Source organism: Brevundimonas sp. FV1ye29L (assembly GCF_058681095.1).
The window spans coordinates 2,969,931-2,996,418 of the sequence record NZ_CM178730.1 but is presented as its reverse complement, the minus strand read 5'-3'; the positions used below and the strand labels follow the sequence as shown (position 1 = coordinate 2,996,418).

The window sequence follows — 26,488 nt, the reverse complement described above, 5'->3', positions numbered from 1 at the left end:
GTTTCTCATCCAGCCATAACGAGAGTCCTTGGTTGATCTGAGCCGGGGTTGGTGGGGTTGGCAAGAGGCCGGTCTGCGCAGCTTTCAACTCGCGCAGCAGGCCGGCCGATCTGTCCGGTGAGCGCATCGGCGTAGGCCTGCGGCGTCAGCCACCCCAGCTTCGAGTGAGGCCGGGTTTCGTTGTAGTCGCGCCGCCAGGCTTCCAGCACGACCCGGGCATGCGGCAGGGAGCGGAACAGCGTCTCGTTCAACAGCTCGTCGCGTAGGCGGCCGTTGAAGCTCTCGTTGAAGCCGTTCTGCTGGGGCTTGCCCGGCGCGATGTAATGCCAGCCGACCGCCGCATCGTCAGCCCAGGCCAGTATGGCGTTCGAGGTTAACTCCGTGCCGTTGTCGCTGACGATGGTCTCCGGACGCCCGCGCTGCTGGATGATGATGTCTAGCTCACGCGCGACCCGTGCGCCCGACAGCGAGGTATCGGCCACCAGCGCCAGGCACTCGCGGGTGCAGTTGTCGATCACCGTCAGGATGCGGAAGCGCCTGCCGTCGGTGAGCTGGTCGGACACGAAGTCTAGCGACCAGCGTTGGTTGGCAACCAACGGCGTTTCCAGCGGACGTCGCGTGCCCATGGCCCGCTTTCGGCCGCCGCGCCTGCGCACCGTCAACCTCTCCTCCCGATAGATCCTCTGGACCCGCTTGCGGTTCACCGCATGGCCCTCGCGTCGAAGCATCACGTGCAGACGTCGATAGCCGAACCTCCGGCGCTCCTGCGCCAAGGCCTTCAATCGATCCCGCAGGACGCCGTCATCCGGCCGCGTGGCCTGATACCGCACGCTTGCCCGATCGGTGCCCAGCACCCGGCACGCCCGCCGCTCGCTCATCTCGTAGAACGACTGCAGATGCGCCGCCGCTTCTCGATGCGCAGCGGGCGTCACCACTTTTTTCCAAGCAGGTCCTTCAGCGCGACGTTGTCGAGCATCGCGTCCGCCAGCATCCGCTTCAGCTTGGTGTTCTCGTCCTCCAGCGCCTTCAGACGCCGGGCCTCCGACACGTCCATGCCGCCGAACTTGGCCTTCCACTTGTAGAAGGTCGCCGAGCTGACACCGTGACGCCGGCAGACCTCTGCCGTCGCAACGCCCGCCTCCTGCTCACGCAGGATCCCGATGATCTGCTCTTCCGTGAACCGTGATCGCTTCATCTGTCCGTCCTTTCGAGGGGCGGACTCTAGCTATTCCTGGAGGAGTTTCAGGGGGTCACGTCAACGGCAATCTCCCCCGGCCCTGAACCGCAAACACCGCAAAAATGATGGGGATCGGGCGGCTGTTCGCGCAATGTCCGCACCTCGACCTGCGCCTTTTCAAGGACTTGCGGGAAAATGAGGGGCGCGAACCCGCCTTGGCCTGCGGGGCCCTGATAATGGGGGGATGGAAAACACAGCACAGACGGGCGGGCGTCTCAGGCGCTCTGTGGTCGCCTCTCACCGGAGCGAGGATCCGGGGCCGGAGGGGCAGAGGCGGCATCGGACCGGGTATTTCGTGGCCGGGGAACGGGTCTGGAAACGGATCGAGATCGAGTTCTCGGCCGGGGCGACGGCGGAATGGCTGTCGGTCAAATACGGGCCGGCGGTGCGGACCATCGGCGCGCGGGCCAGGGCCGGCGGCTGGCGCAAAAAGGACATCGCCCTGAAGGCGGACGCGGCCTGGGACGAGGTGGAGGACGAAGCGCGCCTGGCGGAGGAGACGCGGGCGGCGATGCGGGCGGGGGCGGACAGGACTGCGGCGGGGCGGGACGCGGTGCAGGCGGCGATCCGGGAGGCGGGCGAGGGGGACCTGGCGGAGGCGGTCGATCTGGGGCGGGCGGCGCCGGCGGCCCGGGCCGGGGCTGTGGCGGCGATGGAGAGGGGCGACCCGCGTCTGGCGCAGGAATTCCTGAAGCTGGCGCGGATGCTGGAGGGCGAGGGGGACGGGGAGGACGGGGCGCGGGCGCCCTCGCCGCAGGATGCGGCGGCGCTGGCCTTTGTGCTGGAGCGGCTGGAGGCGGGGGAGGAGGGGTGAAGATGTCGGCCGATGCGCGTGCGGCAAGAACCCCTCCGTCACGGCGCCAAGGGGCGCCGCGCCCCTCCTCCGATCGCCTCCGGCGCTCGTTCGTCGACCCCATCGCCAGCCGGCGATGGGGAGGAGAGGTTTGTGCGCGCCTTCGTCGCGCGGGGGGCGTGGCGGATGGCGGCGCATCCGGCGCAGAGGGCGCCCAGAACCTGTCCGGGGGGCGGGGACTGGACCACCTGGCTGTTTCTGGGCGGGCGCGGGGCGGGCAAGACGCGGGCGGGGGCGGAGTGGGTGTGGGAGGTCGCCGAGGATTTGGGCGCCGGGGGGCGGATCGCCCTGGTCGGGGCGACGCTGCATGACGTGCGGTCGGTGATGGTGGAGGGGCCGAGCGGGGTGATGAACCTGCCGTTTCGCTCCGGCCTGCGGTTCGAGCCGTCGTTGCGGCGGGTGGTGTTTCCGGGCGGGGCGATCGGGATGCTGTTCTCGGCCGAGGAGCCGGAACGGCTGCGGGGGCCGCAGTTCCATGCGGCCTGGGGGGATGAATTATGCGCGTGGGGGCGGGGGGCGGAGACGCTGGCCATGCTCAGGCTCGGCTTGCGCCTCGCCGGGGGCGCTAACGCTCGCGACGCGGTCGCTCGCTGCTTGAGCGCGGAAGAACCCCTCCGTCACGGCGCGAAGGCGCGCCGCGCCACCTCCCCATCCCAAGCGGATGGGGAGGAGAGGTGCGCGTGGACGCCGAGGCTGTGTCTTACCTCCACGCCGAAGCCGACGCGGGTCTTGCGGGATCTGCTGGGGGAGGCGGGGCTGGTCAGGACCCATGCGCCGACGGGGGCGAATGCGGCGAATCTGGCGCCCGGGTTTCTGGCGACGATGCAGGCCCTGTACGGCGGGACCCGGCGGGCGGCGCAGGAGCTGGAGGGGCGGGTGCTGGAGGCCGAGGGCGCGCTGTTCCGGGCGGAGGATATCGAGCGGGCGCGGGGGCTGGGCCGGGAGTGGCGCGGGGATTGCGGGCGGGTGGTCGTGGCGGTCGATCCGCCGGCCGGGACCCTGTCGGGGCGGCCGAGGGATGCGTGCGGGATCGTGGTGGCGGGGGTCAGTGGAACGGGGGCCAGTGGAACGGGGGTGTGCGGGTCCGGGATGGGGCGGCGGGCCCTGGTCATCGACGACCGGACGGTGCGGGGCCTGTCGCCCGAGGGCTGGGCCGCGCGGGTGCGGGCCACGGCGGAGGCGCACGGGGCGGGGCTGGTGGTGGTCGAGGCCAACCAGGGCGGGGCCATGGCCGAGGCGGTGCTGAGGGCCTCGGGGCTGGAGACGCCGGTGAAACGGGTCCACGCCGTGCTGGGCAAGGCGGCGCGGGCCGAGCCGGTGGCGGCCCTGTACGAACAGGGGCGGGTGGCGCATGCGGGCGGGCTGACGGCGCTGGAGGAGGAGTTGATGGGGCTGGGGGCGGAAGACGGGAGCGGGGGCAGTCCCGACCGGGCGGACGCCCTGGTCTGGGCGATCAGCGAACTGATGCTGGGGCGCGGCGGCGGGCCCCGGATCCGGGCGGTCTAGTCCCCCAGAAACCGCGCCACGGCGGCCATGAAGGGGGCGGGGCGGTCGATCATGACCATGTGTTCGGCGCCCTCGATGCGTTCGAACCGGGCGGGGGCGCGCAGGCCGGCGAAGCTCTGGCGGAACAGGCCGTCGACATGGGCGCGGGGCGAGGCGTCGTCGGCGCTCCAGCCATAGACCACGGTGACCGGGGCGGTGACGGCGGGCAGGCGCGGGCGCAGGTCCAGGGTCATGACCTCGTACAGGGACTGGGCCAGGGTGGCGCGGTCGCCGCCCTGCCAGCCGATGGCGTCGAACAGGGTGTCGCCGGCCCCGCCCAGCCGCAGGCCGAGCGCCGCCCCGCCGTCGCGCAGGGCCTGGTCGCCCAGCAGCATCAGGGCCTGGTAGCCGACCCGGGCGACGGGCTCGACATCGGCGACCCGGGCGCGGGGGCTGATCAGGGCGGGGAAGAAGGGGGCGCCGTCCACCACCATGACCCGGCCGATCCGGTCGCCGGCGTCGGCGGCGGCCTTCAGGGCGATCAGGCCGCCCATCGAATGGCCGATCAGGGCGGGGCGGGTCAGGCGGGTCTCGGCGATATAGCGGCGGATCTCGGCGGCGACCGGGTCGATCACCCGGCCCGAGCCATTGGCCCCGGCGGGAAGGGCGCCGAAGCCGCGCACGCTGACGACATGCACCCGGCGGCGGTCGTCCAGCCGCCCGGCGGCGCCGCGCCAGATCTCGCCCGTCGAGGCGATGCCGGGGATCAGGATGACGTCGCCGGCGCCGGGTCGGGCGGGGCCGGGCCGGGCGGGACCGCGAGCCTCGACCACGATCCGGTCGGAGCGGAAGGGGCCTGACGGCGGCGGGGCGACGGCGGCGGCGGCGACCGGGGGCAGGATCGGCAGGCCGAGGGCGGCGGCGAGAAGGCGACGGCGGTGCATGGTCCATTCCTGACCGGGGATCATGGCGGAAGTTCAGCCTGTCGTGGCCGTCGGGCGCGCGGCGGCGACAAGCCGCTTGTCAGCCGCCCCTGCACGCGCAAATGTTACAACCCTGTCATCTGTTCCTGGGGAGGATCGATATGAGAGATATACGTCTGACGGCGGGAGCGAGCGGCCTGTTCGCCCTGACCCTGACCCTGGCCCTCGCCCTGTCGGGCGGGGCGGCGACGGCGCAGGACGCCCCGGCGCCCGCGACGCCGGTTGAGACGCCGGTTGAGACGCCGGCCGGCGCCCAGGACTGGCACCCGTTCTCGCGCAGCACGGTCCGCATCTATATGGCCGATGTGAACAGCCTGACGGTCGAGGGCGACATCACCCGCGTGACCATCGCCAAGCCGCCGCTGCAGGGCGCCCCCGGCGACTATTCCCATGCCCGGGAGGTGGTGGAGTTCCGATGCGCGGACAAACAGTCGCGCTCGACGATCGAAACCGAATACGGCCCGGACGGCGCTCCGGGCGACCGCTATGAAGATCCCTCGCCCTGGGACGCCTATGGCGACAGTTCCCGCGACGGCTTCCTGGCCGGGATCGTCTGTGACGGCGAACGGGCCCCCGCCCCGACCTGGCCCACCATCATGGCCTGGGTGGACGGCGGCCGTAAGTAGGGCAGACGCGTCAGAGGGGCGCTGTGGCCGGCGCCCCGATGGTCAGGAGGCGACGGCCCTGACGCGCGGGGCCGGGGCCGGGGTCGCGGCCGGGGTTGGGGCCGGGGTCGGGATTGCGGCCCTCGCCGGCTCCGGGTCCTGAAGAGCCTCGATTTTTTTCTGAACGAGGCAGCCGTACCAGCCCAGGCCGCCATAGGTCTCATAGCCGGGCGTCCTGGCGTAGCCTATCGTCTGGTCGCCGTCGGAATAGGAGCCGAGAGGCCCCTGCCCGGTTTTCAGGGGGAAGGTGGTGTCCAGCGCGCCCACCTCATCGGACGACGCCAGGATCCGGTGATTCTGATCGAGGATCATGATGCGGGAGCGTTGCCGCTCCTCCTCCGTCAGCCGGACACCGGCCAGGACAGCGGCCGCCTGAGGCTGCCAGTCGAAATGGATGCCGAGCACCCCGAGGGGGGCTCCGTCCGTCTGGCCCTTTTCCCTGATGGCCGTCGCAAAGGTGGCCACGGGGGCATGGTTCAGAAGCGGCAGGGTTGTCACATCGCAGACCGAGAACGCATCGCCGGACGCGGTTCGCATGGCCTGCTGGAACCAGGGCTTGTCAGCGACAGAGGCCCCGGCGACGGACCGGTAGCGCTGAGGTCGTCCGTTGGCGACGATCCGTCCGGACGCATCGCAGATCCAGAGGTCCAGATAGACGGTATAGGCGTCCAGAATGACACCCAGTCGCCGCGAAGCGAAGCTTGAGGCCGCGTCAGTCGGTGTTGTGACACAGTCGACAATGGCGGAGTCTGTCGCCCACCAGCGGACATCACAGGTCCTCTCATAGAGGTTGCGATCGATGATATCGATGGCGTTGAGCGCCAGGTCCATAAGTCTGTGACCACGAAGCTGGGCCAGGATAGCCTCACCGACCGCCGCCAGTTCATTGAGGTCGCCCCTCACCTCGGTTTCCAGGGCCGCCGCGACGGTGTCGATCTCTGTCGAGATCTTCTTGAACTCCTCGGCGACGATGGCAAACCCCCGGCCCGCCTCGCCCGCCCGGGCGGCAACGATCAGGGCATTGATCGACAGCATCTTGGCGGTGCGGTTGACCGAGGCGATTTCACCGATCTTCTGACCGGCGACGAGGCTGAGGCGCTCCGACAGCTCGATGATCCGTTCGGGACGCAGGGTGATCTGTGCCTGATGCATGGTCCCGGTGTCCCCGCCAGCCGGATGCGCAACAGGCGAATCGGCCGCTATTGCAGTGCAGCACGAAGCTTGACCGCACCGCAACGCAGGGCCGTCATCGTTAGTGCCTCAGTTTGAAATGTATGGCCCGAACGGCGTGTTCGCGCTCTGACCACCGTTCGCGTATGATGGCTGCATGGAGTGGATCACATTCAAACCCTGCGTGACAGGCGGCCAGTTTTTCGCTGTTCAAGGCGACGGACACTTAAGCAGCGAATGCGCCACCGACGCTGAAATATCGGCCGCCGCGAACGAGTTGCGGCGTCAGATTGACGTTGCAGAGCGTCGGATGAAAATCTCCCTTCAACGAGACCATCCGATCTTTGGAGAGACCGATGCCTAAAGGCCCCCAAGGACAGAAGCGCCCCGCCGACGCCATCGGCCTCGCCGTCATGATCGGGAAGATCGCGACTGGGGAGATTGAAGACGACGCCGACGCGTCCAAGGCTCACCACCGCGAGGGCGGCAAAAAGGGCGGCGCTGCTAGAGCCGCCGCCGCTCTTTCACCAGAATAACGCTCTGAGATCGCTAGAAAGGCGGCGGCGAAGCGTTGGGAACGATCTTTGCGAGCCGCAAGTTGGCGATCCGCGACATCCTCGCCGCCATCGCCATCTTCACGAACGGCGCGAAGGGTTACAGCGCCCTTCAACTGAGCCGCGATCTGGACGTCCAGTACAAGACCGCCTTTGTCATGGTCCACAAAATCCGTGAGGCCATCGCCCTGTCGCGCGAAGCCGAAAAGCTGGCCGGTGTGGTCGAGGTCGATGGTGCGTACTTCGGCGGCTACGTGAAGCCCGCCAATGAGAAGACGAACCGCCGCGACCGTCGCCTGTCAGAAAACCAATCGGGCAAGCGTCAGGTCGTCATCGCAATGCGCGAGCGCGACGGCGAGACCCGCGCCTTCGTCACCCGCACCGAAGCCCAGGGCGTCGCTCTGGTCGCCGCCAACGTCGAAACCGGCACAACCGTCCATGCCGACGAAGCCTCCCATTGGGACCCCCTGCACGCCCGCTATGCGACCCACCGCATCAACCACTCAGAAGCCTACTCTCTGGCCGGGGCCTGCACGAACATGGCGGAAAGCTTCTTCTCCCGCCTGCGCCGCGCCGAGACCGGCATTCACCACCACATCGCCGGGAAGTATCTGGCCGCCTATGCGACCGAAATGGCGTGGCGCAAGGATTACCGCCGTACGTCGAATGGCGGCCAGTTCAGCCTGATCGTGGCCGCAGCGATGGCGGCTCCGGTGTCGCGTCAGTGGAAAGGCTACTGGCAGCGGAAGGCTTGACCACGACATTGTGATCCTAGCTTGCCCCTACAGGCGAACATGTAGGGAACATGTGGTGTGAGAAGATTTGCTTTGTGGGGTGGGAGGCGCCATCATACGTCTCTCTACAGGATTCTCACATGTCAGATTTTGCCGCCACAATCCGGGCCGAAATCGCCGCCCTCCGCGAAAAGCAGGAGCGGCTAGAAGGCGTACTCGCGCTATATGAAAGTGGGTCATCCACGGTCGCTCAAGCACCGGTAACGGTCCTTCAGGCGCGCGTTGATCCGGTTTCCCCCGCAACGCCGACCAGGTTTGCCCCTGCCGCCCCAGCGAAGCGTATTCACCGTTCTACCAATCCCGACCGGGACCACGCCCTGAAACTGGCGGAAGCGGCCATCAAGGGTCGATACTCCCCTACAAAGACTTCCTACATCTATGAGGTCATCGTCGCGCAAGGGGCGCAAATCGGCGGCAAGGAGCCGAAAGGGAACCTGAGCGCGATGCTCTTCCACTCGCCCCTTTTCACCTCTCACGGTCGTCTGGGCTGGACGCTCAGCGAGTATGATGACGAAGAGATCGACTTGCTGGCGAAACCCCCAACGGAAAATCCGCAAGAGGATGCTCAATCATGGGAGGACGACAACTCGCACGGCCTTTAGGCCAACCAGCGCATCGCTGACGCGTCCAGCACAGACGAAAACGGCCCAACATCCCTTGCCGGGGACGCGGGCCGCTCGTGCATCTACCCGCCCGTGAGACGAATTAATGCCCTCAGAAGAGCCAAAATTCTCTCACGGTCGGTCCCCTTTTGCAACCCATGCCGGGAGAAATACCCATGGGCACGACCGACTTCACCGTTCAAGTCCGCGATTACCGCCGCCTCCGCGAGGGGATGGAAGAGCATGTGCGCCGCCACAAGCGCCGCCCCCGCCGCTGGTACCGCCGCCCGCGTGAATAAGTGAGACCGGGGCCGTCAGGAGACTGGCGGCCCCAATGTCCAGTCCCTAACAGCCTGACCTTCACTGGCAATCACACCGCCCCGCTGCAACGTCGTCAGGCAGGCCCAGACCCGCTTACGGATCATAACTAGCGTCCCGTCGGCGGCTCTAAGCCCGCGCTCTTCCACCCACGCCTCTGCAATGTCCCGCGACGTGATCGGCCCCGCGCCTCTTTGAGCCGGTCCAAAGCCGGCAAGCTCGCCCCGGCGAAGCGTGGCCTTACAAGAAGCGCGAAGCCTGATACCGTCGATCCTTCAATGGGGGATCGACAGGGGCGCGTTCAGCCTCGGGCATTGGCTTTTCTTCATCGTCTGGTTCATCGTTCCGATGTTCCCGATTGGCGGCATTCTGAAAAAGGCCGGATTTAGCCCGTGGTGGGCGCTCCTCTATCTTGTGCCCATTGGAAACCTGATCGGGCTCTTCATCTTCGCGAACGCAAAGTGGCCCCCCAGGATTTCAAATTGAGACACTACCCTTTTGTCTCACCATGATCCCTCCGTGTGGCGAGGGGTTTCAGGCTGTGACCTCGGACGGCGGCCTGGGGCAAGCCTGGTGCGCTAGGGTCCGTACCCAATAGGCTGAAACTAATTCCGTCATCCTCGCCCTTGTGGCGAGGATCCAGACTCCCGGTGCGGCCGATTTCGCAATTCTATCGCAAGCGGATCGGCATCGGGGCAAACGACAGTTGTCGGAGTTTCTGGATCCTCGCCACAAGTGCGAGGATGACGGTGAAGGTAAAGTTCATATTTTCAAGCCATTATGCAAAACGACGAACCGTTTCCTATTGGGTACGGAGCCTAGACGTCCACCGCCGCGTCGAGGGCGTTTTCCTGGATGAACTCGCGGCGCGGCTCGACGACGTCGCCCATCAGCTTGGCGAACAGGTCGTCGGCGTCGTCGGCGTGGTCGACCTTGACCTGCAACAGGGTGCGGGCATTGACGTCGAGGGTCGTCTCCCACAGCTGTTCCGGGTTCATCTCGCCCAGACCCTTGTAGCGCTGGATGGCCAGACCCTTCTTGCCCGCGTCGAGGACGGCGGTCAGCAGGTCGAGCGGGCCGCGAATGGTCGTCGACCTGTCCTTGCGGCGATAGACGGCGGGGGTGTCGAACAGGCCGTCGAACACCGCGATCCGTTCAGCCAGACGGCGCGCGTCCAGCGAGCGGATCAGGGCCTCTTCCAGCACGATGGCCTCATTGACCGCCCGGCGGGTGCGGTTGAACACCACGGCGCCCTGGAGGCCCGGAGCGCCCGACCAGTCCCCGTCGCCTTCCTCGGCATAGAGGTTGAGACGGGCCGCGGCGGCTGACGGGTCGCCGCCCGCCTCTGCGAACAGACCGGCAAGCGCCGACTGTTCGACAGCGAAGGCCGGGGCGCGCTGGGACAGGCGATCGACCAGACCCTTCACGGCCTTGGCCTCACGGACCAGCGATTGCAGATCCATGCCGGTGCGGCGCTCGCCGTTGGCCAGATCCAGTTCGGCCTCGGACGAGCCTTCCTCGATGAGGTAGGCGTCCATCTCGGCCTGGTCCTTGAGGTAGCGGCTCTGCTTGCCCTTGGAGACCTTATAGAGAGGCGGCTGGGCGATATAGACGTGGCCGCGCTCGATCAGCTCGGGCATCTGGCGATAGAAGAAGGTCAGCAGCAGGGTCCGGATGTGGGCGCCGTCGACGTCGGCGTCGGCCATCAGGATGATCTTGTGATAGCGCAGCTTGTCGGCGTTGAAGTCGTCGCGGCCGATGCCGGTGCCCAGCGCCAGAATGAGCGTCCCGATCAGTTCCGACGACAGCATCCGGTCGAAGCGGGCGCGCTCGACGTTCAGAATCTTGCCGCGCAGGGGCAGGACGGCCTGGTTCTCGCGGTTGCGGGCCTGTTTGGCCGAGCCGCCGGCGGAATCGCCCTCGACGATGAACAGTTCGGACTTGGCCGGGTCGCGTTCCTGGCAGTCGGCCAGCTTGCCGGGCAGGGAGGAGATATCCAGCGCCGACTTGCGCCGGGTCAGGTCGCGGGCCTTGCGCGCGGCCTCACGGGCGGAGGCGGCCTCGATGATCTTGGCGACGATCTGTTTGGCCTCGACCGGATGTTCCTCGAACCACTGGGACAGGCCCTCGGTGCACAGGCCCTCGACCGCCGGACGGACCTCGGAGGAGACCAGCTTGTCCTTGGTCTGTGAGCTGAATTTGGGATCCGGCACCTTGACCGACAGCACGCAGGTCAGGCCCTCGCGCGCGTCCTCGCCGGACGGGGCGACCTTTTCCTTTTTCAGGGCGCCCGAGCTTTCCATATAGGCGCCCATGACCCGGGTCAGGCTGGTGCGGAAGGCCGACAGGTGGGTGCCGCCGTCGCGCTGGGGGATGTTGTTGGTGAAGCACAACATCGTCTCGTGATAGCTGTCGTTCCACCACAGGGCGAGGTCGAGTTCGATCCCCTCCTTCCTGCCGCGGATGACGATGACGTCCTTGAGGATCGGCGTCTTGGACTTGTCCAGGTGACGCACGAAGGCCTCTACCCCGCCCTCATAGTGGAGCAGGATCTCGACCGGCTCGGCGCCGCGATGGTCGGCCAGTTTGATGACCACGCCCGAGTTCAGGAAGGCCAGTTCCCGCAGCCGGTGTTCCAGCGTCTTCAGGTCGAAGTCGATGTGGCTGAAGGTGGTGACCGACGGATAGAAGGTGACCTCGGTGCCGCTCAGCAGCTTGCCGGTGTCCTCACGCACGGGGGCGTCGCCGGTGATCTCCAGCGCCTTGACCGTATCGCCGCGCTCGAACCGCATCTGGTGGCTCTTGCCGTCGCGATAGATTTTCAGCTCCAGCCAGTCGGACAGGGCGTTGACCACCGACACGCCCACGCCGTGCAGGCCGCCGGAGACCTTGTAGGAGTTCTGGTCGAACTTACCGCCGGCGTGCAGCTGGGTCATGATGACCTCGGCCGCCGAGACGCCCTCGCCTTCGTGGATGCCGGTGGGGATGCCGCGGCCGTTGTCGGTGACGGTGACCGAGCCGTCGGCGTTCAGGATGACCTGGACCAGGTCGGCGTGGCCAGCCAGGGCCTCGTCGATGGCGTTGTCGACCACCTCATAGACCATGTGGTGCAGGCCGGAGCCGTCGTCGGTGTCGCCGATATACATGCCCGGGCGTTTTCGGACGGCGTCCAGGCCCTTGAGAACCTTGATGGAATCAGCGCCGTATTCGGGCATCTCGGCAATGTCGTCGGTCATGAATTCTTCGGCTCTGGGTCCCCTTGGGGACGGTCGAGGGGCGGGGGTCAGGCCTGCACGAATCAAGGGCCCGGGGACCTGCGCCCACGTGCGACAATATATAGGAATTTACGGGGCAATTGCGAGCATTTCAGGCCGGTTCGCGCGGAGGGGCGTGGTGGTCTATGGTGGGCCGATGTCCGTCGCCTTTACCCGCGAGGAGGATCTGGAGGCCACGGCCGCCGATCTTCCCGATCGCCCGATTTCCGCACATCCCAACTGGGTCACCGCCGCCGGCCTGGCCGCCATCGAGGCCGAGCTGGCCGCCGCTCGCGCGGCTTATGCGGGGGCGCAGGCCCAGGGGTCGATCGAGGCCGATCGCACCGCCATGGCGCGGGCGACACGCGATCTGCGCTACTGGTCCTCGCGTCGGGCCACCGCCCATCTGGTCGAGACCGACGCCGACGGGACGGTGCGGTTCGGCGGTTCGGTGACCATCGAACGCGAGGACGGCCGCACCCAGACCTGGCGCATCACCGGCGAGGACGAGGCCGACCCGGCGGCAGGCTCCGTCAGCCATGCGTCGCCGCTGGCCAGGGCCCTGATCGGCAAGCGGGTGGGGGATGAGGCTGTGGTGGCGGGGCAGGCGGTCGAGGTGGTGGCGGTGGATTGAGGGGGGCGCCTTTAGCGGACTCCGTCACCCTCGGGTCAAGCCCGAGGGTGACGAGGTTGTGGGGGAGGGCCTACTTCCCCAGCAGATAAAGCCCGAAGCTCATGAAGCCCCGGCCGAAGTCGAACATCATCTGCACCTGACGGGCGCGGGCGGTCAGGGCGGGCGCAGCGGGGTGGTCGGGGCGGGCGGCGGTCCAGGCGGCGACGGCGTCCAGCATGGTGCGGCCGTAGGCGTCCCAGACCTCGGGGGCGGAAACCTCGGCCGACAGGACGGTCAGGCCGGCGGCCCCGGCGGCGGCGCGCCAGCCGGCATCATCCGTGTACAGATTCTGCAACTCGACGATCTGGCGCAGGGGGGCGGGCGGTTCGGCGGTCCAGACCAGGTCGCCCCACAACAGATGGCCGCCGGGCGCCAGATGGCCGGCAAGGCCCGCCAGCATGCCCTGGGGGTCGCGGACGCCGCCGCCGACCGGCTCGGTGGTTCCCAGGGCCGCGATCAGTTCGAAGGGCGGATGGGCCGCCAGCACCGCATCGGACCGCCTGTTGTGCAGGAGGATGCGGTCGCGGGCGGGGGAGGCGGCGATCCGTTCAGCGGCCAGTTCGGCCATGGCCGGGTCCAGTTCGACGGCGTCGACCCTCAGCCCGAACCGCCCGGCCAGACGGAGGGCGACCGAGGCGTTGCCGCAGCCGATGTCCAGGGCGCGGGCGTCGGGCGGGGGCCCGGCCAGCGCCACGGCCGCGTCGATCCGGTCCATGCCCACCGCATTGCAGACCTCGAGCGCCTCATAGGCGATGCGGTGGAAGTTGACGGTCATGGATCCGGTCATGGAGCAGCCATAGATCGGACGGTCGTCCTCCGTGCCAACAAATGACTTTACAAGACAAAGTGAATGCGTTAGAGACGGCTTACCAGAGAGGGAGAGTTTCCATGAACGCCAAGCCCGCCACCGACGACATCGCCTATATCCGCGCCCTGGCCCAGGAAGGCCGTCACGCCCCGCCGCTGAACGGCCCGGTGCTGATCGCCGCCGCCGTCATCTTCGGCGCGGCCAGTGTGGCGCAGTGGGCCATCCAGAGCGGCGTGCTCAACGTCAGCCCCTGGGCCCAGCTGTGGGTCTGGATCGGGGCCGGCGTCCTGTTCGCCGTCGCCCTGACGGTGCTGATCGGACGGATGAAGTCCAAACCCGGCTACGGCCATATCCGCAATGAGGCGGTCGGGGTGGCCTGGACGGGCGTCGGCTTCGTCATTTTTTCGGTCTGGCTGGGTCTTGTGGCCATGGGCCTGACCACCGGCCAGTGGGAGGCGATGCGGATCATGCCCTCGCTGGTCTTCGCCGCCTATGGCGCGGCCTGGCTGGTGGCGGCGGCCATGAGCGGGCGGAAATGGATGAACGGGGTGGCCCTGGCCTCCTATGCCGGGGCGGCGGTGCTGGGCGGGGTGTCGCATCAACCCCTGGGCTATCTGGTGTTCGCCGTGCTGCTGGTCTGCGTGGCCCTGATCCCCGGCATCGTGCTGACGCGCGAGGAACCCGCGGAGATCGTCTGACCATGGCCGACGATTTCGACATCAACCGGCTGGACGAGGTCATTCACGGACGGATCCGGCTGGGCGTCATGGCCTATCTGTCCGGCGCCGATGCGGCCGACTTCAACGAGCTGAAACAGAAGCTCCAGACCACGGACGGCAATCTGTCGGTGCATCTGAGGAAGCTGGAGGACGCCGGCTTCGTGGCCATCGACAAGAGCTTCCAGGGCCGCAAGCCCCTGACGCGGGCGCGGATGACCGAGACGGGGCGGACCGCCTTCATCGCCTATCTGGATGCGATGCAGGGGCTGGTGTCGGGGACTGGTTCCGCCTGAGCCGGCGGGGCTCTATAGGGGAGGCATGAACCCTCGCCTGCACCGCTTCGACGCGATCGAGAATTTCCGCGACTTCGGAGATTACGCCACCGCCGCAGGGCGTCGGGTCCGACCCGGCGCCCTGTATCGTTCGGGCCATCACGCCAAACCCAGCGACAGCGATCTGGAGCGGCTGGCGGGCCTCGGCATCGGGACCGTGGTCGACCTGCGCCGCCCGATCGAACGCACCAAACAGCCGTCGAAACGTCCCGCCGGTTTCGACGGCCGGGTGCTGGTCAGCGATCTGGATGCGGTCGGCGAGGCGCCGCACATCACCTTCCTGAAGTCGGCCGACCTGACGCCGGACTCCGGGCGGGCCTTCATGACCGGCCTCTATGGCGAGATGGCCTATGCGCCGTCGCATGTGGAGCTGTTCGGGGCCTATTTCAGGGCCCTCGCCGACAGCGAGCGGCCGGTGCTGATCCACTGTGCGGCGGGCAAGGACCGGACGGGCATGCTGGCGGCCCTGACCCATCATCTGCTGGGCGTCGGCCATGACGACCTGATGGAGGACTATCTGCTGACCAATACGGCGGTTCAGCTGGAGGCCCGGGCGCCCGAGATCGCGATCCAGCTGGAACGCTCGACCGGGCGCAAGGCCTCCCATGACGCGGTGGTCGCCTTCCTCGGCGTCGAGCCCGCCTATATGGCGGCGGCGATCCGCAGCATGGAGGCGCGGTCCGGATCCGTCGACGGCTATCTCGAGACGGTGCTGGGCGTGGACGCGGCGATGCGCGACCGGATCGGCGAACGGCTGTCGGCGTGACCGTCGAGGCCTTGCCCGTCGAGGCGCGCCGGACCCTGGCGTGGCGCGAGCCGCTGGACGTGGCGGCGGGGCTGGCGATGCGGGACGGCGCCCTGTGCCTGTTGTCGGACCCGGGCCTGTCGGGGGGTCGGTCGTTCGTGGCGGTCGAGCCGGACGTCGTGCGGGTTCTGGACCGGGTGGACGGCCCCCTGTTCGAGAGTCTGAAGGCCAACGGACTGGCGCGCGGCGTCGTCGGGCTGGCCGCCTATGACGCCGGGGCGCGGGCGGCGACGGGCGAGCGGCCCCCGCTCTGGCCCGACCTGATCCTGGCCCGCTATCCGGCGATGCTGGTCTTCGACCACGAGGCGATGACGGTCGAGGCCGTGGGCCGGGGCGTCGACGGGGTCTCGGCCGGGGCGGCCTGTGCGCGGGCGGCCGGCTGGCTGGAGACGGCGATCGAACCGCCCACGCCGGCCGCGCCTTCGGACACCCTGCAGCCCGAGGCCGCGCCTGAGGCCTATGGCGCCGCCGTGGCCGGGGTGGTCGCGCGGATCGCCGCCGGTGAGCTGTTCCAGGCCAATATCGCGCGCGGCTGGACCGGGCGCCTGAAGCCGGAGGCGGATCCGTTCGACGTGTTCGTGCGGCTGACGGCCGGGGGCGGGGCGGCCTTCGGGGCCTTCTGGCGGATCGGCGACCGGGCGCTGGTGTCCAACTCTCCGGAACTGTTCCTGACCTGGACCCCCGGGGACGGGCGGGTCGAGACGCGGCCGATCAAGGGGACGCGGCCGCGCCGGGCTGATCCCGTCGCCGACGCCGCCGAGGCCGAGGCCCTGTCGGCCAGCGCCAAGGACCGGGCCGAAAACCTGATGATCGTCGACCTGATGCGCAACGACCTGTCGCGGGTCTGCGTCCCCGGCTCGGTCGCGGTCGAGCGGCTGTTCGAGGTCGAGCGGCTGCCGACAGTGCACCATCTGGTCTCGACCGTGACGGGACAGTTGCGGCCCGGGGGGGACGCGGCGGATCTGTTGCAGGCGACCTTTCCGCCCGGCTCGATCACGGGCGCCCCCAAACATCAGGCCATGAAGGTCATCGCCGGTCTGGAGCCGCCGCGCGGCGCCTGGTGCGGCTCGCTGTTCCTGCTGGACGACAAGGGGGCGCTGACCGCCTCGGTGCTGATCCGCACGGCGGCTTTCGAACGGGGGGAGGGGGGCTGGACCTGGCGGGCCCGGGCCGGGGCCGGCATCGTCGCCGACAGCGATCCAGAGGCGGAACTGGACGAGACAGAGGTGAAGTTCAGCGCCCTGCGCCGGGCGTTGCACGCTTAGGCGCTGTCGCGCCGCGCTAACGCTCGGCTCGCGGAGCTTCACGGCCTGAGCGCATTTGTTCCCGGGCGCTGTCGCGCCGCGCTACGTTCGGCTCGCGGAGCCTCACGGCTTGAGCGCAATTATTCCTGGGCGCTCCGCGCCGCGCTAACGCTCGGCTCGCTGAGCCTCACTGCCTGAGCGCAAGGCAGACCGTGCCAGATGGGGATATTGCCGGAGGGCGCCAGGCCGCGTCGGGTCGGGAGGTCCCGAAGGGCCGACGACCGCGGTCGAAATCAGGTGGTCGGGCAGTTGCTGCAGCCGACCTTTTCCACCTTGCGGGGGCGGGAATAGAATTTGCTCGTGAAAGTCGTCACCCCGGGCATCAGATATTTGACGGGCGACGAATAGGCATAGGCCGTCTCGGCCATGATGACGCTTTCCCCGTTGGCGATCATGTCGGTGGGTACCGTGACCGTGGCATTGGAGCCGAGGGCGGTCATGCCGCCGCCCCGGCTCCAGTCGACCTTGGCCACGCCGTTGGCGTCGCGGGTGACGCTGGAAACGCGGGCGGTGAGGGCGTCCCCCGGGAAGGGCTTCATGATCAGGGCCCCGATGGCCAGGATGTCGTCCAGCTCGTCGCTGGTCACGACATCGGTCTGGGCCACCAGATCGGCCACGGCGGAGGCGCTGTGACCCATCCGCTTCTGGGCCATATAGCCCTGACAGAACTCCGCCAGACCGAAATAGAAGGCGATCATCAGGGGGGCGATGAGGGCGAACTCGACGGCCGACACACCGCGCCGGTCGCGCAACAGACGTCCCGCCAGGCCGGGAGCGCGGCGGCGGGCGGGGCCGGCCGGGCCGGGGCCTGAAACACGCGGGCTCATACGGTGGGCGCGTAGGGTTCGTTGCGGAAAGCCGTTGTGGCCAGCAGCATGGCGTCGCCATCATCCAGCCGCGACAGGGCCTGGGCCAGAAAAGGGGTGACCAGCGGGTGGGTATACCAGACCCGCACCAGCATCAGGTCGCCGGGCTGGCCGGAGATATAGGTCAGGCCGCTGTCGTCGAAGGTCTCGCCATTGGCCAGGGGGTCGGGCGGCGCCGCATTGCGGAACTGGGGCAGGGCGCGGACGTCGATGGTCGCCCGGCCGGCGCAGTCGCCGCTGAAGATGCTCATGCGGTTGCAAAGCTCGGTCTTGAACTGGGCGCCGGTCATGCTGGAGCCGGCGGCCTGGCCCGTCCGGACCAGCCGGCCGGTCTCGATCGTGGCGTTGTCGAGCACCGAATCCGTCACGAAGACCAGGCCGATCTCCATGATGGCGAACAGCATGATGAAAAAGGGCAGGCCGACGAAGGCGAATTCGACCGCCGAGGAGCCGTCCCGCGCGCGGCGGCGAGACGAGCGTTTCAGGCGCGCGGCCCGGGTCACGGCGTCGGCGTGGCGGCCGCGTCGCCGCCGGTCGGGGCGACGGTGCGGATACTGGGCGAACAACTGGCCGCACAGGCCATTTCGGTCGCCTGGGCGCCGCGCCACAGCCGCACCGAGCCGCTCTGGCCGCCGGTGACGACGACCCGGTTCTGGAACAGGGTCCGGCCGATGGAGTCGACGGCGGCGATCTCGGTCACGCCATAGCCCTTGCCGGTGATGAACAGGGTGTTGGCGTCGACGACGGTGACATCGGCGATCTGGGGGTTGGCGACAATGACCGAGGCGGCGGCGCCGCGAAGGGCGATCCGCTGGGTGCTGTCGACGCCGAGACTGATCGGGGCGGACTGGGCGAGCGCCGGGGCGGCGGCCGCCAGCAGGGTCGACGCGAGGGCGAGGACGGCGACGGGGCGGGAGAGGGTCCCCGGAACGGGGCTGCGGATGGGCATGCGGTCACCTCTGTTCGACGCGATGTCTGCGACGGGCGGACACGCTCGGGCGTCCGCCGGCGAATACTGGGGGAGAAACCTCAACAAAGACTGAAACCCGGGGGCGGGGCTAAACGCGGCGTTCAACGAAGTAAATTTCGCAGCAACCATAGCTGTAGACCTTGAATTTACAGGTCCCCGCTAGGGTCTCCTCATCACCACGGGGCCAGCCGGTCGATCTTCAGTTCGCCGTCTTCAACCGATCGCCTGAAAGGAAATGCCATGACCAAGTTCATCACCAAGTTCGTCCAGGACGAGTCCGGCGCGACCGCGATCGAGTACGGCCTCATCGCCGCTCTGATCGCCGTCGTCATCATCTCGGCCGTCACCGCCCTGGGCACCACCATCTCGGCCAAGTTCGAAGCCGTCACCGCCGGCATGAACGGCACCGCCGCCTGATCGCGACGGACCAGAAATCCTGAAACGGCAGGGGGCCGGAGCGGAAACGCTCCGGCCCCTTTGCTTTGCAGCACTGTCGATCTGAATAAAGCGCCGTCCAAAGTATAGTAAAAAATGAAGTAACCAAACCTGACGACGCAGCCTTAACGGATAAGGTGCATGATGATCAGGTGTTCGGGGGTCAAGCGGGCGACCGGCGTCCCCCCAGCCAGAAGGCTCGCTTAACTCTGTTGTCCATTCACGTCATCCAGCAAGGAAACCGCACATGACCAAGTTCATCACCAAGTTCGTCAAGGACGAGTCCGGCGCGACCGCGATCGAGTACGGCCTGATCGCCGCCCTGATCGCCGTTGTCATCATCTCGGCCGTCACCGCCCTGGGCACCACCATCTCGGCCAAGTTCGAAGCCGTCACCGCCGGCATGAACGGCACCGCCGCCTGATCGCGACGGACCAGAGGTCTTGAAACGGCGGGGGCCGGAGCGGAAACGCTCCGGCCCCTTTCGCTTGCGTCACCCGTAAGGAGGCCGGGAAACCCGGCCTTAACGCGATCCGTGCAGGATAGGGATATGACCCTGATACATCTCGCCCTGATCAGCCTGCTGCCCTGCCTCGTGATCGTCGCCGGGCTGAAGGACCTGACGTCCATGACCATCCCGAACTGGATTTCGGGCCTGCTGGTTCTCGGCTTCTTTCCCGCCGCCTGGGTCGCCGGACTGTCCCCGGTCGCGATGGCCGGGCATCTGGCGGTCGCGGTCGCCGCACTGCTGATCGGCATGGGCCTGTTTGCGGGCCGGATCATCGGCGGAGGCGACGCCAAGCTGATGGCGGCCTCCAGCCTGTGGCTGGGCCTGACCGGCGCCGGCGTCTTCGCCCTGTGGACCGGGGTGGCCGGCGGCCTGTTCTGCCTGGCCCTGATCCTGGCGCGCGGACACCTGCGCGGCCTCGTCCCCACGACGGGCGGCTGGGTCGGTCAGTTGCTGGAGCCGAAGGGCGACATTCCCTATGGCGTCGCGATCGCTGTGGGCGTTCTGATGGCCTTTCCGGCCAGTCCGGTGGCGGCCGGTCTGGCGGCCCTGGGCTGACGGGATTGCAGGAACACGGCGATGACGGCTTAGGGGCGCGTTAACCTCGAGCCTTCATTCTTGTTAACGGCAGGGGACCGGAGATCGATTCCGGCGCAGTTGCGGCCCTGTCGGAGACCGTTGATGAAGCCCGCCCGTATTGCCGTCATCTGTGTCGCCGCCGTCGCCGCCATTGCGCTGGCGTTCGTGGTGCGCGCCATGGGATCTTCCGGAAAGCCGGTCGCTGTTGCGGCCGCCGGTCCCGCCGTCCCGGCCGAGCCCATGGCCCGGGTGCTGGTCGCCGCCAAGGATCTGAAGCCCGGCCAGCGACTGGCCGAGGGCGACATGGCCTGGAAGGACTGGCCGGTGGACGAGGTCAATCCGGCCTTCATCACCGACGGTTCCGTCCCGCTTCCCAAACCCCCGACCGCCGCCGAGGCCGAGGCTGCGGCCAAGCCGGAGGGCGCCGTGGCCGCCGTGACCCGCGCCGCTACGGACCTGACGACCGGCGGGGCCAAGGCCGACTATGTCGGCTCGGTCGTGCGCGAACCCATTCTGGCCGGCGAGCCCATCGTCCCGCGCAAGATCGTGCGCGCCGGGGCCAGCGGCTATCTGGCCGCCTATCTGGAGCCCGGAATGCGGGCCATGGCCATCCGCGTCACGGTGGAGACCGCCGCCGGCGGCTTCATCCTGCCCGGGGACCGGGTGGATGTCCTGCTGACGCGCCAGACGACCCTGGGCAATCTGGCCGGGGCCGCCCAGGAGTCCAAATTCGCCTCCTCGACCGTCATGCGCAACGTCAAGGTCCTGGCCATCGACCAGACGACCCGGGCGGCAGACGACGAACAGTCCGTCGTCGGGGCTACAGCCACGCTGGAGCTTCAGCCCGCTGACGCCGAAGCCCTCGCCCTCGCCAAGTCGGAGGGGGAGCTGTCGCTGGTGCTGCGCTCCTATGCCGATACCGACGGCCCCTCGGGCCGCGTGGCGCCTCCGCCGCGCCAGAACGCCGCTGTCCGCATCTATCGCGGCGGCGATCCCGAAACCGTGGTGGTCCAATGATGTCGCCCCAGCCCTCGTTCGCCGGCCGTCTGATGCAGCGCCTGGGCGCTGCGGCGGCCGTCGGCGCGCTCGCCCTCGCCGCCGCCGCCCCCGTGGGGGTGTCCGCCCAGGTGTCGTCCGCCTGGCCGGGCCCGGCCGCGCCCTTGCCCGCCGCCCAGGCCGCCGGCCTGCAGTCCGCCGTGGCCATGGGCGGAGCGCCCCGTCTGGTGAATGTGGCGCGCGGCGCCTCGTTCGCGGTCGACCTGCCGACCGATGCGCGTGACGTCATCATCGCCGATCCGCGCGTGGCCGAGGCCATGCTGCACAACTCGCGCCGCATCACGATCATCGGCGTGGGGGCCGGTCAGACGGACGCCGTCTTCCTGGACGCCGCCGGACGGCCGATCCTGTCGCTCAAGGTGCGGGTGGACGCCGGGGTGTCGGCGCTGCAGGACACGATCAATCGCGTCGCCCCGGGCGCCCAGGTCACGGCCGAGGCCATCAATGACAGCATCGTTCTGACCGGTCTGGCGACCAGCCCGGCCGAGGCGGACCGGATCGCCCGCGTGGCCGGGGCCTTTGTCTCTGCGCCCGAGAAGGTGCTGAACATGATCTCGGTCGCCGGGTCAGACCAGGTGACGCTGAAGGTTCGCGTCATCGAGGTGCAGCGCAACGCCATCAAACAGCTGGGTTTCGACACCTCGGCGGTGATCGGCCAGCTGGGCGACACCCAGTATCTGATCGGCCAGGCCGCGACCTGGGGCGTCAATGGCGGTTTGCTGGGCGGCCTGACCGGCGGCGCCTCGATCGATACGACGAAGAACTACCAGATGGAGCGGCCCTGCCTCGGCACGGGCTGGCCTGACGGGGCCCTGTGCCCGGTGACGGTGAACGGGCCCGAGGACGCCGATAACTGGGACACCGCCCAGCCCGGGACCGGTCCCGGATCGGACAATCTCAACAAGGGCGAGGCGACCATCAAGGCGTTCGAGCGGGTCGGGTTGATCCGCACCCTGGCCGAGCCCAACCTGACCTCCGTCAATGGCGAGAGCGCCAGCTTCCTGGCCGGCGGCGAGTTCCCGGTCCCGACCGGCCGCGACCGGGATGGCAATATCAGCGTCGAATACAAGCCCTATGGCGTCAGCCTGGCCTTCCGTCCGGTGGTGCTGACCGGCGGCCGGATCTCGCTGCAGATCAAGGTCGAGGTGTCCGAACTGACCAGCCAGGGCGGATTCACCCTGGGCGCCGGCACGGCCTCGGCCCTGACGCTGCAGGGCCTTCAGGTGCGCCGCTCGGAGAACACCGTCGAACTGCCGTCGGGCGGGGCGATGATGATCGCGGGTCTGTTGCAGGAATCCACCCGTCAGGCGATCGACTCCCTGCCGGGCATGGCGACCATGCCGGTGCTGGGGTCGCTGTTCCGGTCGCGCGACTATCTGAGCGGCGAGACGGAGCTGGTGGTGATCGTCGAGCCCTATCTGGTGACCGCGACCTCGCCGGGCCGGATGCAGACGCCGGCCGACGGCCTGCGCATCGCCACGGACATCCAGACGACCCTGTTCGGTCAGTTGAACCAGACCTACGGCACCCCGTCCCCCACGGCGGTCGCCGGGGCCGGCTGGCAGGGCCCGGTCGGCTATGTGATTGATTGAGAGGCCAGAGGATGCGTGTCGTGAACTCCCTGACGTCGCCCCGCACCGCCCGCGCGGGTCTGGTGCTGGCCCTGATCGCCTCGGCCGGTCTGGCGGCCTGTATGGGCGCGCCCGCCGGGGGCTATGGTCCGCCGCCCCTGACCCCCACATCGCGGTTCACCCTCCAGGTCGAGACCGGCACGGATCGCATCGCCCTGAACGTGCATGACACCGGCCTGTCGGCGACCCAGCACGCCGCCCTCGGCGCCCTTGTCGGGCGCTATGTGGCGGCCGGCGCCCCCCTGATCCGGATCGAGGCGCCGGGGGGCGAGGATCCGGTGTCCAACCGGTTCGCCTGGGACGCCAAGGCGGCGCTGGAAGCGCTCGGCGCCCCCGGCCAGATCCAGGTGGTCGCCTATGCCGCGCCGGATCCGCGGGCCCCGGTCCTGGTCGGGTTCGAGACCCTGAGAGCGGCCGTGCCCCAGTGCGGGACCCACTGGGACAACCTGTCCCGGACGGCGAACAACGCCACCTCCAGCAATTTCGGATGCGCCGTCACCGCCAACCTGGCGGCCCAGATCGCCAATCCGCGCGACATCGTCCAGCCCCGGACCATCACCCCGACCGACGCCGGCCGCCGCGCCGTGGTCTTTGACCACTACCGCAAGGGTGAGAATACGGCCGCGCCGCAGGAGATCCTGATCGCCCAGGGCCGGGTCTCGCAGGCGGTGAACTGACGTCATGACCAACGCCTTCGCCCCCAGCGCCCTCGACGCCTTTGACGACGACCTCGACCTTGATGCCGGGTTCGGCGCCGGGCTGGCGCCCTTTCCGGGTCAGCCGGCGGCCCTGTCTGCGGCCCTGTCTGCGGCATCCGCGCGCCCGGTGCAGCCCCAGGGTCCCGCGATGACGCCGGCGCAGGTCGCCCCGGCCCCGATGATGGCGTCGCCGATCGCCCCGGGAGGCGCCGCCCATGCCGCCCCGCCGCCCGCCGCCAATGCCTTCGCCCCGGCCTGGTCGCCCGATGCCGCGGCCGTCCAGGCGTCGGCGCCGGTCGACGAGGGCCTGGCCGCCCGGGCGGATGTCTCCATTCCGCGTATCGCCATCCATGTCTTCGCGGAACGCCAGGACACCCTGGCCTCGGCCGAGCGGGCCGGGCAGGACCGCCGACTGAGCCGCACCACAACGCAGATCCGGGGCGGCGGGGTGCCGGCGGCCGTCCAGGCCTATCAGAACGAGCCCACCCCGCCGTTGATCGTGGTGGAGTGCCTGGCGGACCCGGCCACCCTGCTGAACCATGTCGACGCCCTGGCCGAGGTCTGCGACGCGGGCACCAAGGTCATCGTCATCGGGGCCACAAACGACATCCTGCTGTTCCGCGAACTGATGCGGCGCGGCGTCAGCGAATATCTGGTCGCCCCGATCCAGCCTCTGCAGCTGATCGCCGCCATCGGCGGGCTGTTTTCCGACCCGAGCCAGCCCTTCGTCGGCCGCACCGTCGCCTTCGTCGGCGCGCGGGGCGGCTGCGGCGCCAGCGCCGTGGCTCACAACACCGCCTACGCCATTTCGGAACGGATCGGCGCCAATACGGTGATCGTCGACTACGACCTGCCGTTCGGCACGGCGGGGCTGGATTTCAACCAGGATCCGCTGAACGGCGTGGCCGACGCCCTGGGTCAGCCGGATCGTCTGGACGCCACCCTGCTGGACCGGATGATGGTGCGCTGCACCGACAAGCTGTCGCTGTTCGCGGCGCCGGCCACGCTCGACACCGACTGGGACATCGGGCCCGAGGCCTTTGAGGAGGTCACCCGCCGCATCCGGGGCACCGCCCCCTTCGTCATCCTGGATCTGCCCCACCTGTGGTCCGGCTGGATGCGCCGCACCCTGATTTCGGCGGACGAGGTGGTGGTGGTCGCGACGCCCGACCTCGCCTCCCTGCGCAACGCCAAGAACATGATGGACCTGGTCCGTCAGGGGCGGCCGAACGACGCCCCGCCGCGTCTGGTGCTGAACCAGGTCGGCCTGCCCGGGCGTCCGGAAATCCCGACCAAGGACTTCGGCGCGGCGCTGGGCGTCCACCCCAGCCTGGTCATCCCCTTTGATGCGAAGCTGTTCGGGGCGGCGGCCAACAACGGTCAGATGATCATCGACTCGGCCGCAAAGTCCAGGGCGGCCGAGGCCTTCCAGACCCTGGCCCAGATCGTGTCGCGGCGGGAACTGCCCCAGGCCCAGGGCAAGGCGGCCAGACCGTCGAAGGCGACGGCCTCCGCATCGAAGGGCGAGAGCAAGTCCCTGTTCGCCGGCCTGTTCAGAAAGGGCTGATCCGCGAGTGTTCGGCAAACGCACAGGTCCGTCGGGCGGCCCGCCCGCCACACCCGCCCCCGCTGCGGCGGGCGCCCCCGCGCAGCCGCAGCAGGGCGTCCAGACCCAGGCCTTCTCGATGTCGGACGACATCGACGAGGATGCCGAATTCGTCTCTTCCGGCCCGTCTCCGGCCCGGGCGGCGCCGCGCGCCAAAGGTCCGGCTGACCGGCTGGACGCCCTTGCGGCGCGTCCCCGGGCAGAGCCCCAATCGGTCGCCCCGCCTTCCACCGGAAGCGGCCCGCGCGCCACCGCCGGGCTGGAACAGCTGAAGCGCGCCCAGCCCGTCGCCGAGATCGTGCGGGAGCAGTCGGACTACTATCACGCCACGAAGACGACGATCTTCAACGCCCTGATGAACACCATCGACCTGTCGCAACTGGCCCAGCTGGACCAGAAGGCGGCGTCGGAGGAGATCCGCGACATCGTCGCCGAACTGGTGGCGATCAAGAACGTCTCCATGTCGGTGGCCGAGCAGGAGCATCTGGTCCAGGACATCGTCAACGACATTCTGGGCTATGGGCCGCTGGAGCCCCTGCTGGCCCGCGACGACATCGCCGACATCATGGTCAACGGCGCCGGCCGGGTGTTCATCGAGGTCGGCGGCAAGGTCCAGCTGACCAATGTCCGGTTCCGTGACAACACCCAGCTGATGAACATCTGCCAGCGGATCGTGTCCCAGGTCGGACGCCGCGTGGACGAGAGCTCCCCGATCTGCGACGCCCGTCTGCCGGACGGAAGCCGGGTCAACGTCATCGCCCCGCCGCTGGCGATCGACGGCCCGACCCTGACGATCCGGAAGTTCAAGAAGGACAAGCTGACGATGCGCAATCTGGTGGAGTACGCCTCCATCAGTCCGGAAGGGGCGAGGGTCCTGGGCGTCATCGGGGCCTGCCGCTGCAACATCGTCATCTCGGGCGGTACGGGTTCGGGCAAGACGACCCTGCTCAACACCATGACGGCCTTCATCGACCCGACCGAACGGGTCATCACCTGCGAGGACGCGGCCGAACTGCAGTTGCAGCAGCCGCATGTGGTGCGACTGGAGACGCGGCCGCCGAACCTTGAGGGCCAGGGCATGATCACCATGCGCGACCTGGTGAAGAACTGCCTGCGGATGCGTCCCGAACGGATCATCGTCGGCGAGGTGCGCGGCCCGGAAGCGTTCGACCTGCTGCAGGCCATGAACACGGGCCACGACGGCTCGATGGGGACCCTGCACGCCAACTCCCCGCGCGAGGCCATCAGCCGGATGGAGTCGATGATCACCATGGGCGGCTACGGCCTGCCGTCCAGGACCATCCGCGAGATGATCACCGGCTCGGTCGACATCATCATCCAGGCGGCGCGTCTGCGCGACGGCTCGCGCCGCATCACCCACATCACCGAGGTGGTCGGGCTGGAAGGCGACGTCATCGTCACCCAGGACCTGTTCGTCTACGAAATCACCGGCGAGGATGAGCACGGCAAGGTCGTCGGGCGTCACCGGTCGACCGGCATCGCCCGGCCGCGCTTCTGGGACCGCGCGCGCTACTACGGCCTGGAGCGCGAACTGGCCGAAGCCCTGGACGCGGCGGAGTAGG

At 68.7% G+C, this 26,488-nt stretch carries 28 protein-coding genes and 1 pseudogene; 21 read left to right on the top strand and 8 right to left on the bottom strand.

Translation table 11 applies throughout. The annotated features are described in order from the left end of the window. Positions 1-5: 5 nt before the first annotated feature. Positions 6-1,195, bottom strand: a protein-coding gene (locus ACW17W_RS14730; RefSeq protein WP_492076467.1) for an IS3 family transposase whose coding sequence is annotated in 2 segments (ribosomal slippage) — positions 6-937 and positions 937-1,195 — 1,191 coding nt in all. Because the reading frame shifts where the segments join, the coding sequence is not laid out codon by codon here. Positions 1,196-1,421: 226 nt separating this feature from the next. Between ACW17W_RS14730 and ACW17W_RS14725 the strand changes: the two genes are divergently transcribed. Continuing rightward, complete coding sequence (locus ACW17W_RS14725; RefSeq protein WP_492077651.1) at positions 1,422-2,051, top strand: hypothetical protein; 630 nt, start codon at positions 1,422-1,424, stop codon at positions 2,049-2,051. A gap of 132 nt (positions 2,052-2,183) precedes the next feature. Then, on the top strand, positions 2,184-3,596 hold the full coding sequence (locus ACW17W_RS14720) for a terminase large subunit domain-containing protein (RefSeq protein ID WP_492077650.1): 1,413 nt from the start codon (positions 2,184-2,186) through the stop codon (positions 3,594-3,596). Here ACW17W_RS14720 and ACW17W_RS14715 read toward each other — a convergent pair. Beyond that, positions 3,593-4,519, bottom strand: coding sequence for an alpha/beta fold hydrolase (locus ACW17W_RS14715; protein ID WP_492077649.1), 927 nt, complete (start codon positions 4,517-4,519; stop codon positions 3,593-3,595). The genes ACW17W_RS14720 and ACW17W_RS14715 overlap by 4 nt on opposite strands. Before the next feature lie 140 nt (positions 4,520-4,659). Here ACW17W_RS14715 and ACW17W_RS14710 point away from each other — a divergent pair, with 140 nt between their 5' ends. Next, a complete protein-coding gene (locus ACW17W_RS14710) occupies positions 4,660-5,184 on the top strand; it encodes a hypothetical protein (RefSeq protein WP_492077648.1) in 525 nt (174 codons plus the stop codon). Positions 5,185-5,226: 42 nt separating this feature from the next. Here ACW17W_RS14710 and ACW17W_RS14705 read toward each other — a convergent pair whose 3' ends face one another. Then, the gene (locus tag ACW17W_RS14705; protein WP_492077647.1) at positions 5,227-6,375 is read right to left on the bottom strand and encodes a methyl-accepting chemotaxis protein; all 1,149 of its coding nucleotides are present in this window, start codon (positions 6,373-6,375) and stop codon (positions 5,227-5,229) included. A 175-nt stretch (positions 6,376-6,550) separates the two neighbouring features. Between ACW17W_RS14705 and ACW17W_RS14700 the strand changes: the two genes are divergently transcribed. The 5 genes and pseudogenes from ACW17W_RS14700 to ACW17W_RS14680 all read left to right on the top strand — a co-directional run bounded on the left by ACW17W_RS14700 (position 6,551) and on the right by ACW17W_RS14680 (position 9,147). Next, positions 6,551-6,757, top strand: coding sequence for a hypothetical protein (locus tag ACW17W_RS14700; RefSeq protein ID WP_492077646.1), 207 nt, complete (start codon positions 6,551-6,553; stop codon positions 6,755-6,757). Next, complete coding sequence (locus ACW17W_RS14695; RefSeq protein ID WP_492077645.1) at positions 6,750-6,929, top strand: hypothetical protein; 180 nt, start codon at positions 6,750-6,752, stop codon at positions 6,927-6,929. The genes ACW17W_RS14700 and ACW17W_RS14695 overlap by 8 nt, the downstream gene beginning before the upstream one ends. 38 nt (positions 6,930-6,967) lie before the next feature. Further along, positions 6,968-7,702: pseudogene (locus ACW17W_RS14690) on the top strand (IS1595 family transposase); the annotation flags it as partial. A 119-nt stretch (positions 7,703-7,821) separates the two neighbouring features. Continuing rightward, positions 7,822-8,343 carry a hypothetical protein gene (locus ACW17W_RS14685; protein ID WP_492077644.1) on the top strand — a complete coding sequence of 174 codons (522 nt, stop codon included), beginning with the start codon at positions 7,822-7,824 and terminating at the stop codon, positions 8,341-8,343. Positions 8,344-8,895: 552 nt separating this feature from the next. Continuing rightward, complete coding sequence (locus tag ACW17W_RS14680; RefSeq protein WP_492077643.1) at positions 8,896-9,147, top strand: hypothetical protein; 252 nt, start codon at positions 8,896-8,898, stop codon at positions 9,145-9,147. A gap of 332 nt (positions 9,148-9,479) precedes the next feature. Here the strand turns inward: ACW17W_RS14680 and gyrB are convergent, their stop codons facing one another. Further along, positions 9,480-11,897, bottom strand: a complete 2,418-nt coding sequence (gyrB, locus tag ACW17W_RS14675) for a DNA topoisomerase (ATP-hydrolyzing) subunit B (protein ID WP_492077642.1) — start codon at positions 11,895-11,897, stop codon at positions 9,480-9,482. Between the two features lie 175 nt (positions 11,898-12,072). On the opposite strand from gyrB, the gene greA reads away from it, so the two are divergent. After that, on the top strand, positions 12,073-12,549 hold the full coding sequence (gene greA, locus ACW17W_RS14670; protein ID WP_492077641.1) for a transcription elongation factor GreA: 477 nt from the start codon (positions 12,073-12,075) through the stop codon (positions 12,547-12,549). A 70-nt stretch (positions 12,550-12,619) separates the two neighbouring features. Here greA and ACW17W_RS14665 read toward each other — a convergent pair whose 3' ends face one another. Continuing rightward, on the bottom strand, positions 12,620-13,375 hold the full coding sequence (locus tag ACW17W_RS14665) for an SAM-dependent methyltransferase (protein WP_492077640.1): 756 nt from the start codon (positions 13,373-13,375) through the stop codon (positions 12,620-12,622). 101 nt (positions 13,376-13,476) lie between these two features. On the opposite strand from ACW17W_RS14665, the gene ACW17W_RS14660 reads away from it, so the two are divergent. The 4 genes from ACW17W_RS14660 to ACW17W_RS14645 are packed head-to-tail and all read left to right on the top strand — an operon-like array spanning position 13,477 to position 16,517. Then, entirely contained in the window at positions 13,477-14,094 is a 618-nt protein-coding gene (locus ACW17W_RS14660; RefSeq protein ID WP_492077639.1) for a hypothetical protein, read from the top strand. Between the two features lie 2 nt (positions 14,095-14,096). Further along, positions 14,097-14,408, top strand: a complete 312-nt coding sequence (locus tag ACW17W_RS14655) for a winged helix-turn-helix domain-containing protein (RefSeq protein ID WP_492077638.1) — start codon at positions 14,097-14,099, stop codon at positions 14,406-14,408. Between the two features lie 25 nt (positions 14,409-14,433). Then, the gene (locus ACW17W_RS14650; protein ID WP_492077637.1) at positions 14,434-15,213 is read left to right on the top strand and encodes a tyrosine-protein phosphatase; all 780 of its coding nucleotides are present in this window, start codon (positions 14,434-14,436) and stop codon (positions 15,211-15,213) included. Further along, entirely contained in the window at positions 15,210-16,517 is a 1,308-nt protein-coding gene (locus ACW17W_RS14645; protein ID WP_492077636.1) for an anthranilate synthase component I family protein, read from the top strand. Before ACW17W_RS14650 ends, ACW17W_RS14645 begins: the two co-directional genes overlap by 4 nt. Positions 16,518-16,789: 272 nt before the next feature. Here the strand turns inward: ACW17W_RS14645 and ACW17W_RS14640 are convergent, their stop codons facing one another. From ACW17W_RS14640 to ACW17W_RS14630, 3 genes are read right to left on the bottom strand one after another with little or no spacing between them, the layout of a single operon-like run. Then, positions 16,790-17,383 carry a TadE/TadG family type IV pilus assembly protein gene (locus ACW17W_RS14640; protein ID WP_492077635.1) on the bottom strand — a complete coding sequence of 198 codons (594 nt, stop codon included), beginning with the start codon at positions 17,381-17,383 and terminating at the stop codon, positions 16,790-16,792. Beyond that, complete coding sequence (locus tag ACW17W_RS14635) at positions 17,380-17,925, bottom strand: TadE/TadG family type IV pilus assembly protein (protein ID WP_492077634.1); 546 nt, start codon at positions 17,923-17,925, stop codon at positions 17,380-17,382. The genes ACW17W_RS14640 and ACW17W_RS14635 overlap by 4 nt, the downstream gene beginning before the upstream one ends. Continuing rightward, positions 17,922-18,371, bottom strand: a complete 450-nt coding sequence (locus ACW17W_RS14630; protein ID WP_492077633.1) for a pilus assembly protein N-terminal domain-containing protein — start codon at positions 18,369-18,371, stop codon at positions 17,922-17,924. The genes ACW17W_RS14635 and ACW17W_RS14630 overlap by 4 nt, the downstream gene beginning before the upstream one ends. Before the next feature lie 261 nt (positions 18,372-18,632). Here ACW17W_RS14630 and ACW17W_RS14625 point away from each other — a divergent pair, with 261 nt between their 5' ends. The 8 genes from ACW17W_RS14625 (at position 18,633) to ACW17W_RS14590 (ending at position 26,487) form a co-directional block, all read left to right on the top strand. Further along, positions 18,633-18,809, top strand: coding sequence for a Flp family type IVb pilin (locus ACW17W_RS14625; protein ID WP_492077632.1), 177 nt, complete (start codon positions 18,633-18,635; stop codon positions 18,807-18,809). A 265-nt stretch (positions 18,810-19,074) separates the two neighbouring features. Then, entirely contained in the window at positions 19,075-19,251 is a 177-nt protein-coding gene (locus tag ACW17W_RS14620; protein WP_492077631.1) for a Flp family type IVb pilin, read from the top strand. 126 nt (positions 19,252-19,377) lie between these two features. Beyond that, positions 19,378-19,893 carry an A24 family peptidase gene (locus tag ACW17W_RS14615; protein WP_492077630.1) on the top strand — a complete coding sequence of 172 codons (516 nt, stop codon included), beginning with the start codon at positions 19,378-19,380 and terminating at the stop codon, positions 19,891-19,893. 123 nt (positions 19,894-20,016) lie between these two features. Further along, the gene (gene cpaB / locus ACW17W_RS14610) at positions 20,017-20,931 is read left to right on the top strand and encodes a Flp pilus assembly protein CpaB (protein WP_492077629.1); all 915 of its coding nucleotides are present in this window, start codon (positions 20,017-20,019) and stop codon (positions 20,929-20,931) included. Then, positions 20,928-22,562 (top strand): type II and III secretion system protein family protein, encoded by a 1,635-nt coding sequence (locus tag ACW17W_RS14605; RefSeq protein ID WP_492077628.1) that lies wholly within the window; start codon positions 20,928-20,930, stop codon positions 22,560-22,562. The genes cpaB and ACW17W_RS14605 overlap by 4 nt, the downstream gene beginning before the upstream one ends. Before the next feature lie 20 nt (positions 22,563-22,582). Continuing rightward, positions 22,583-23,278, top strand: a complete 696-nt coding sequence (locus ACW17W_RS14600; protein ID WP_492077627.1) for a CpaD family pilus assembly protein — start codon at positions 22,583-22,585, stop codon at positions 23,276-23,278. Positions 23,279-23,282: 4 nt separating this feature from the next. Further along, positions 23,283-24,866 (top strand): CpaE/TadZ family protein, encoded by a 1,584-nt coding sequence (locus ACW17W_RS14595; protein ID WP_492077626.1) that lies wholly within the window; start codon positions 23,283-23,285, stop codon positions 24,864-24,866. A 7-nt stretch (positions 24,867-24,873) separates the two neighbouring features. Then, positions 24,874-26,487, top strand: a complete 1,614-nt coding sequence (locus ACW17W_RS14590) for a TadA family conjugal transfer-associated ATPase (RefSeq protein WP_492077625.1) — start codon at positions 24,874-24,876, stop codon at positions 26,485-26,487. The last annotated feature ends 1 nt before the right edge of the window (position 26,488 follow it).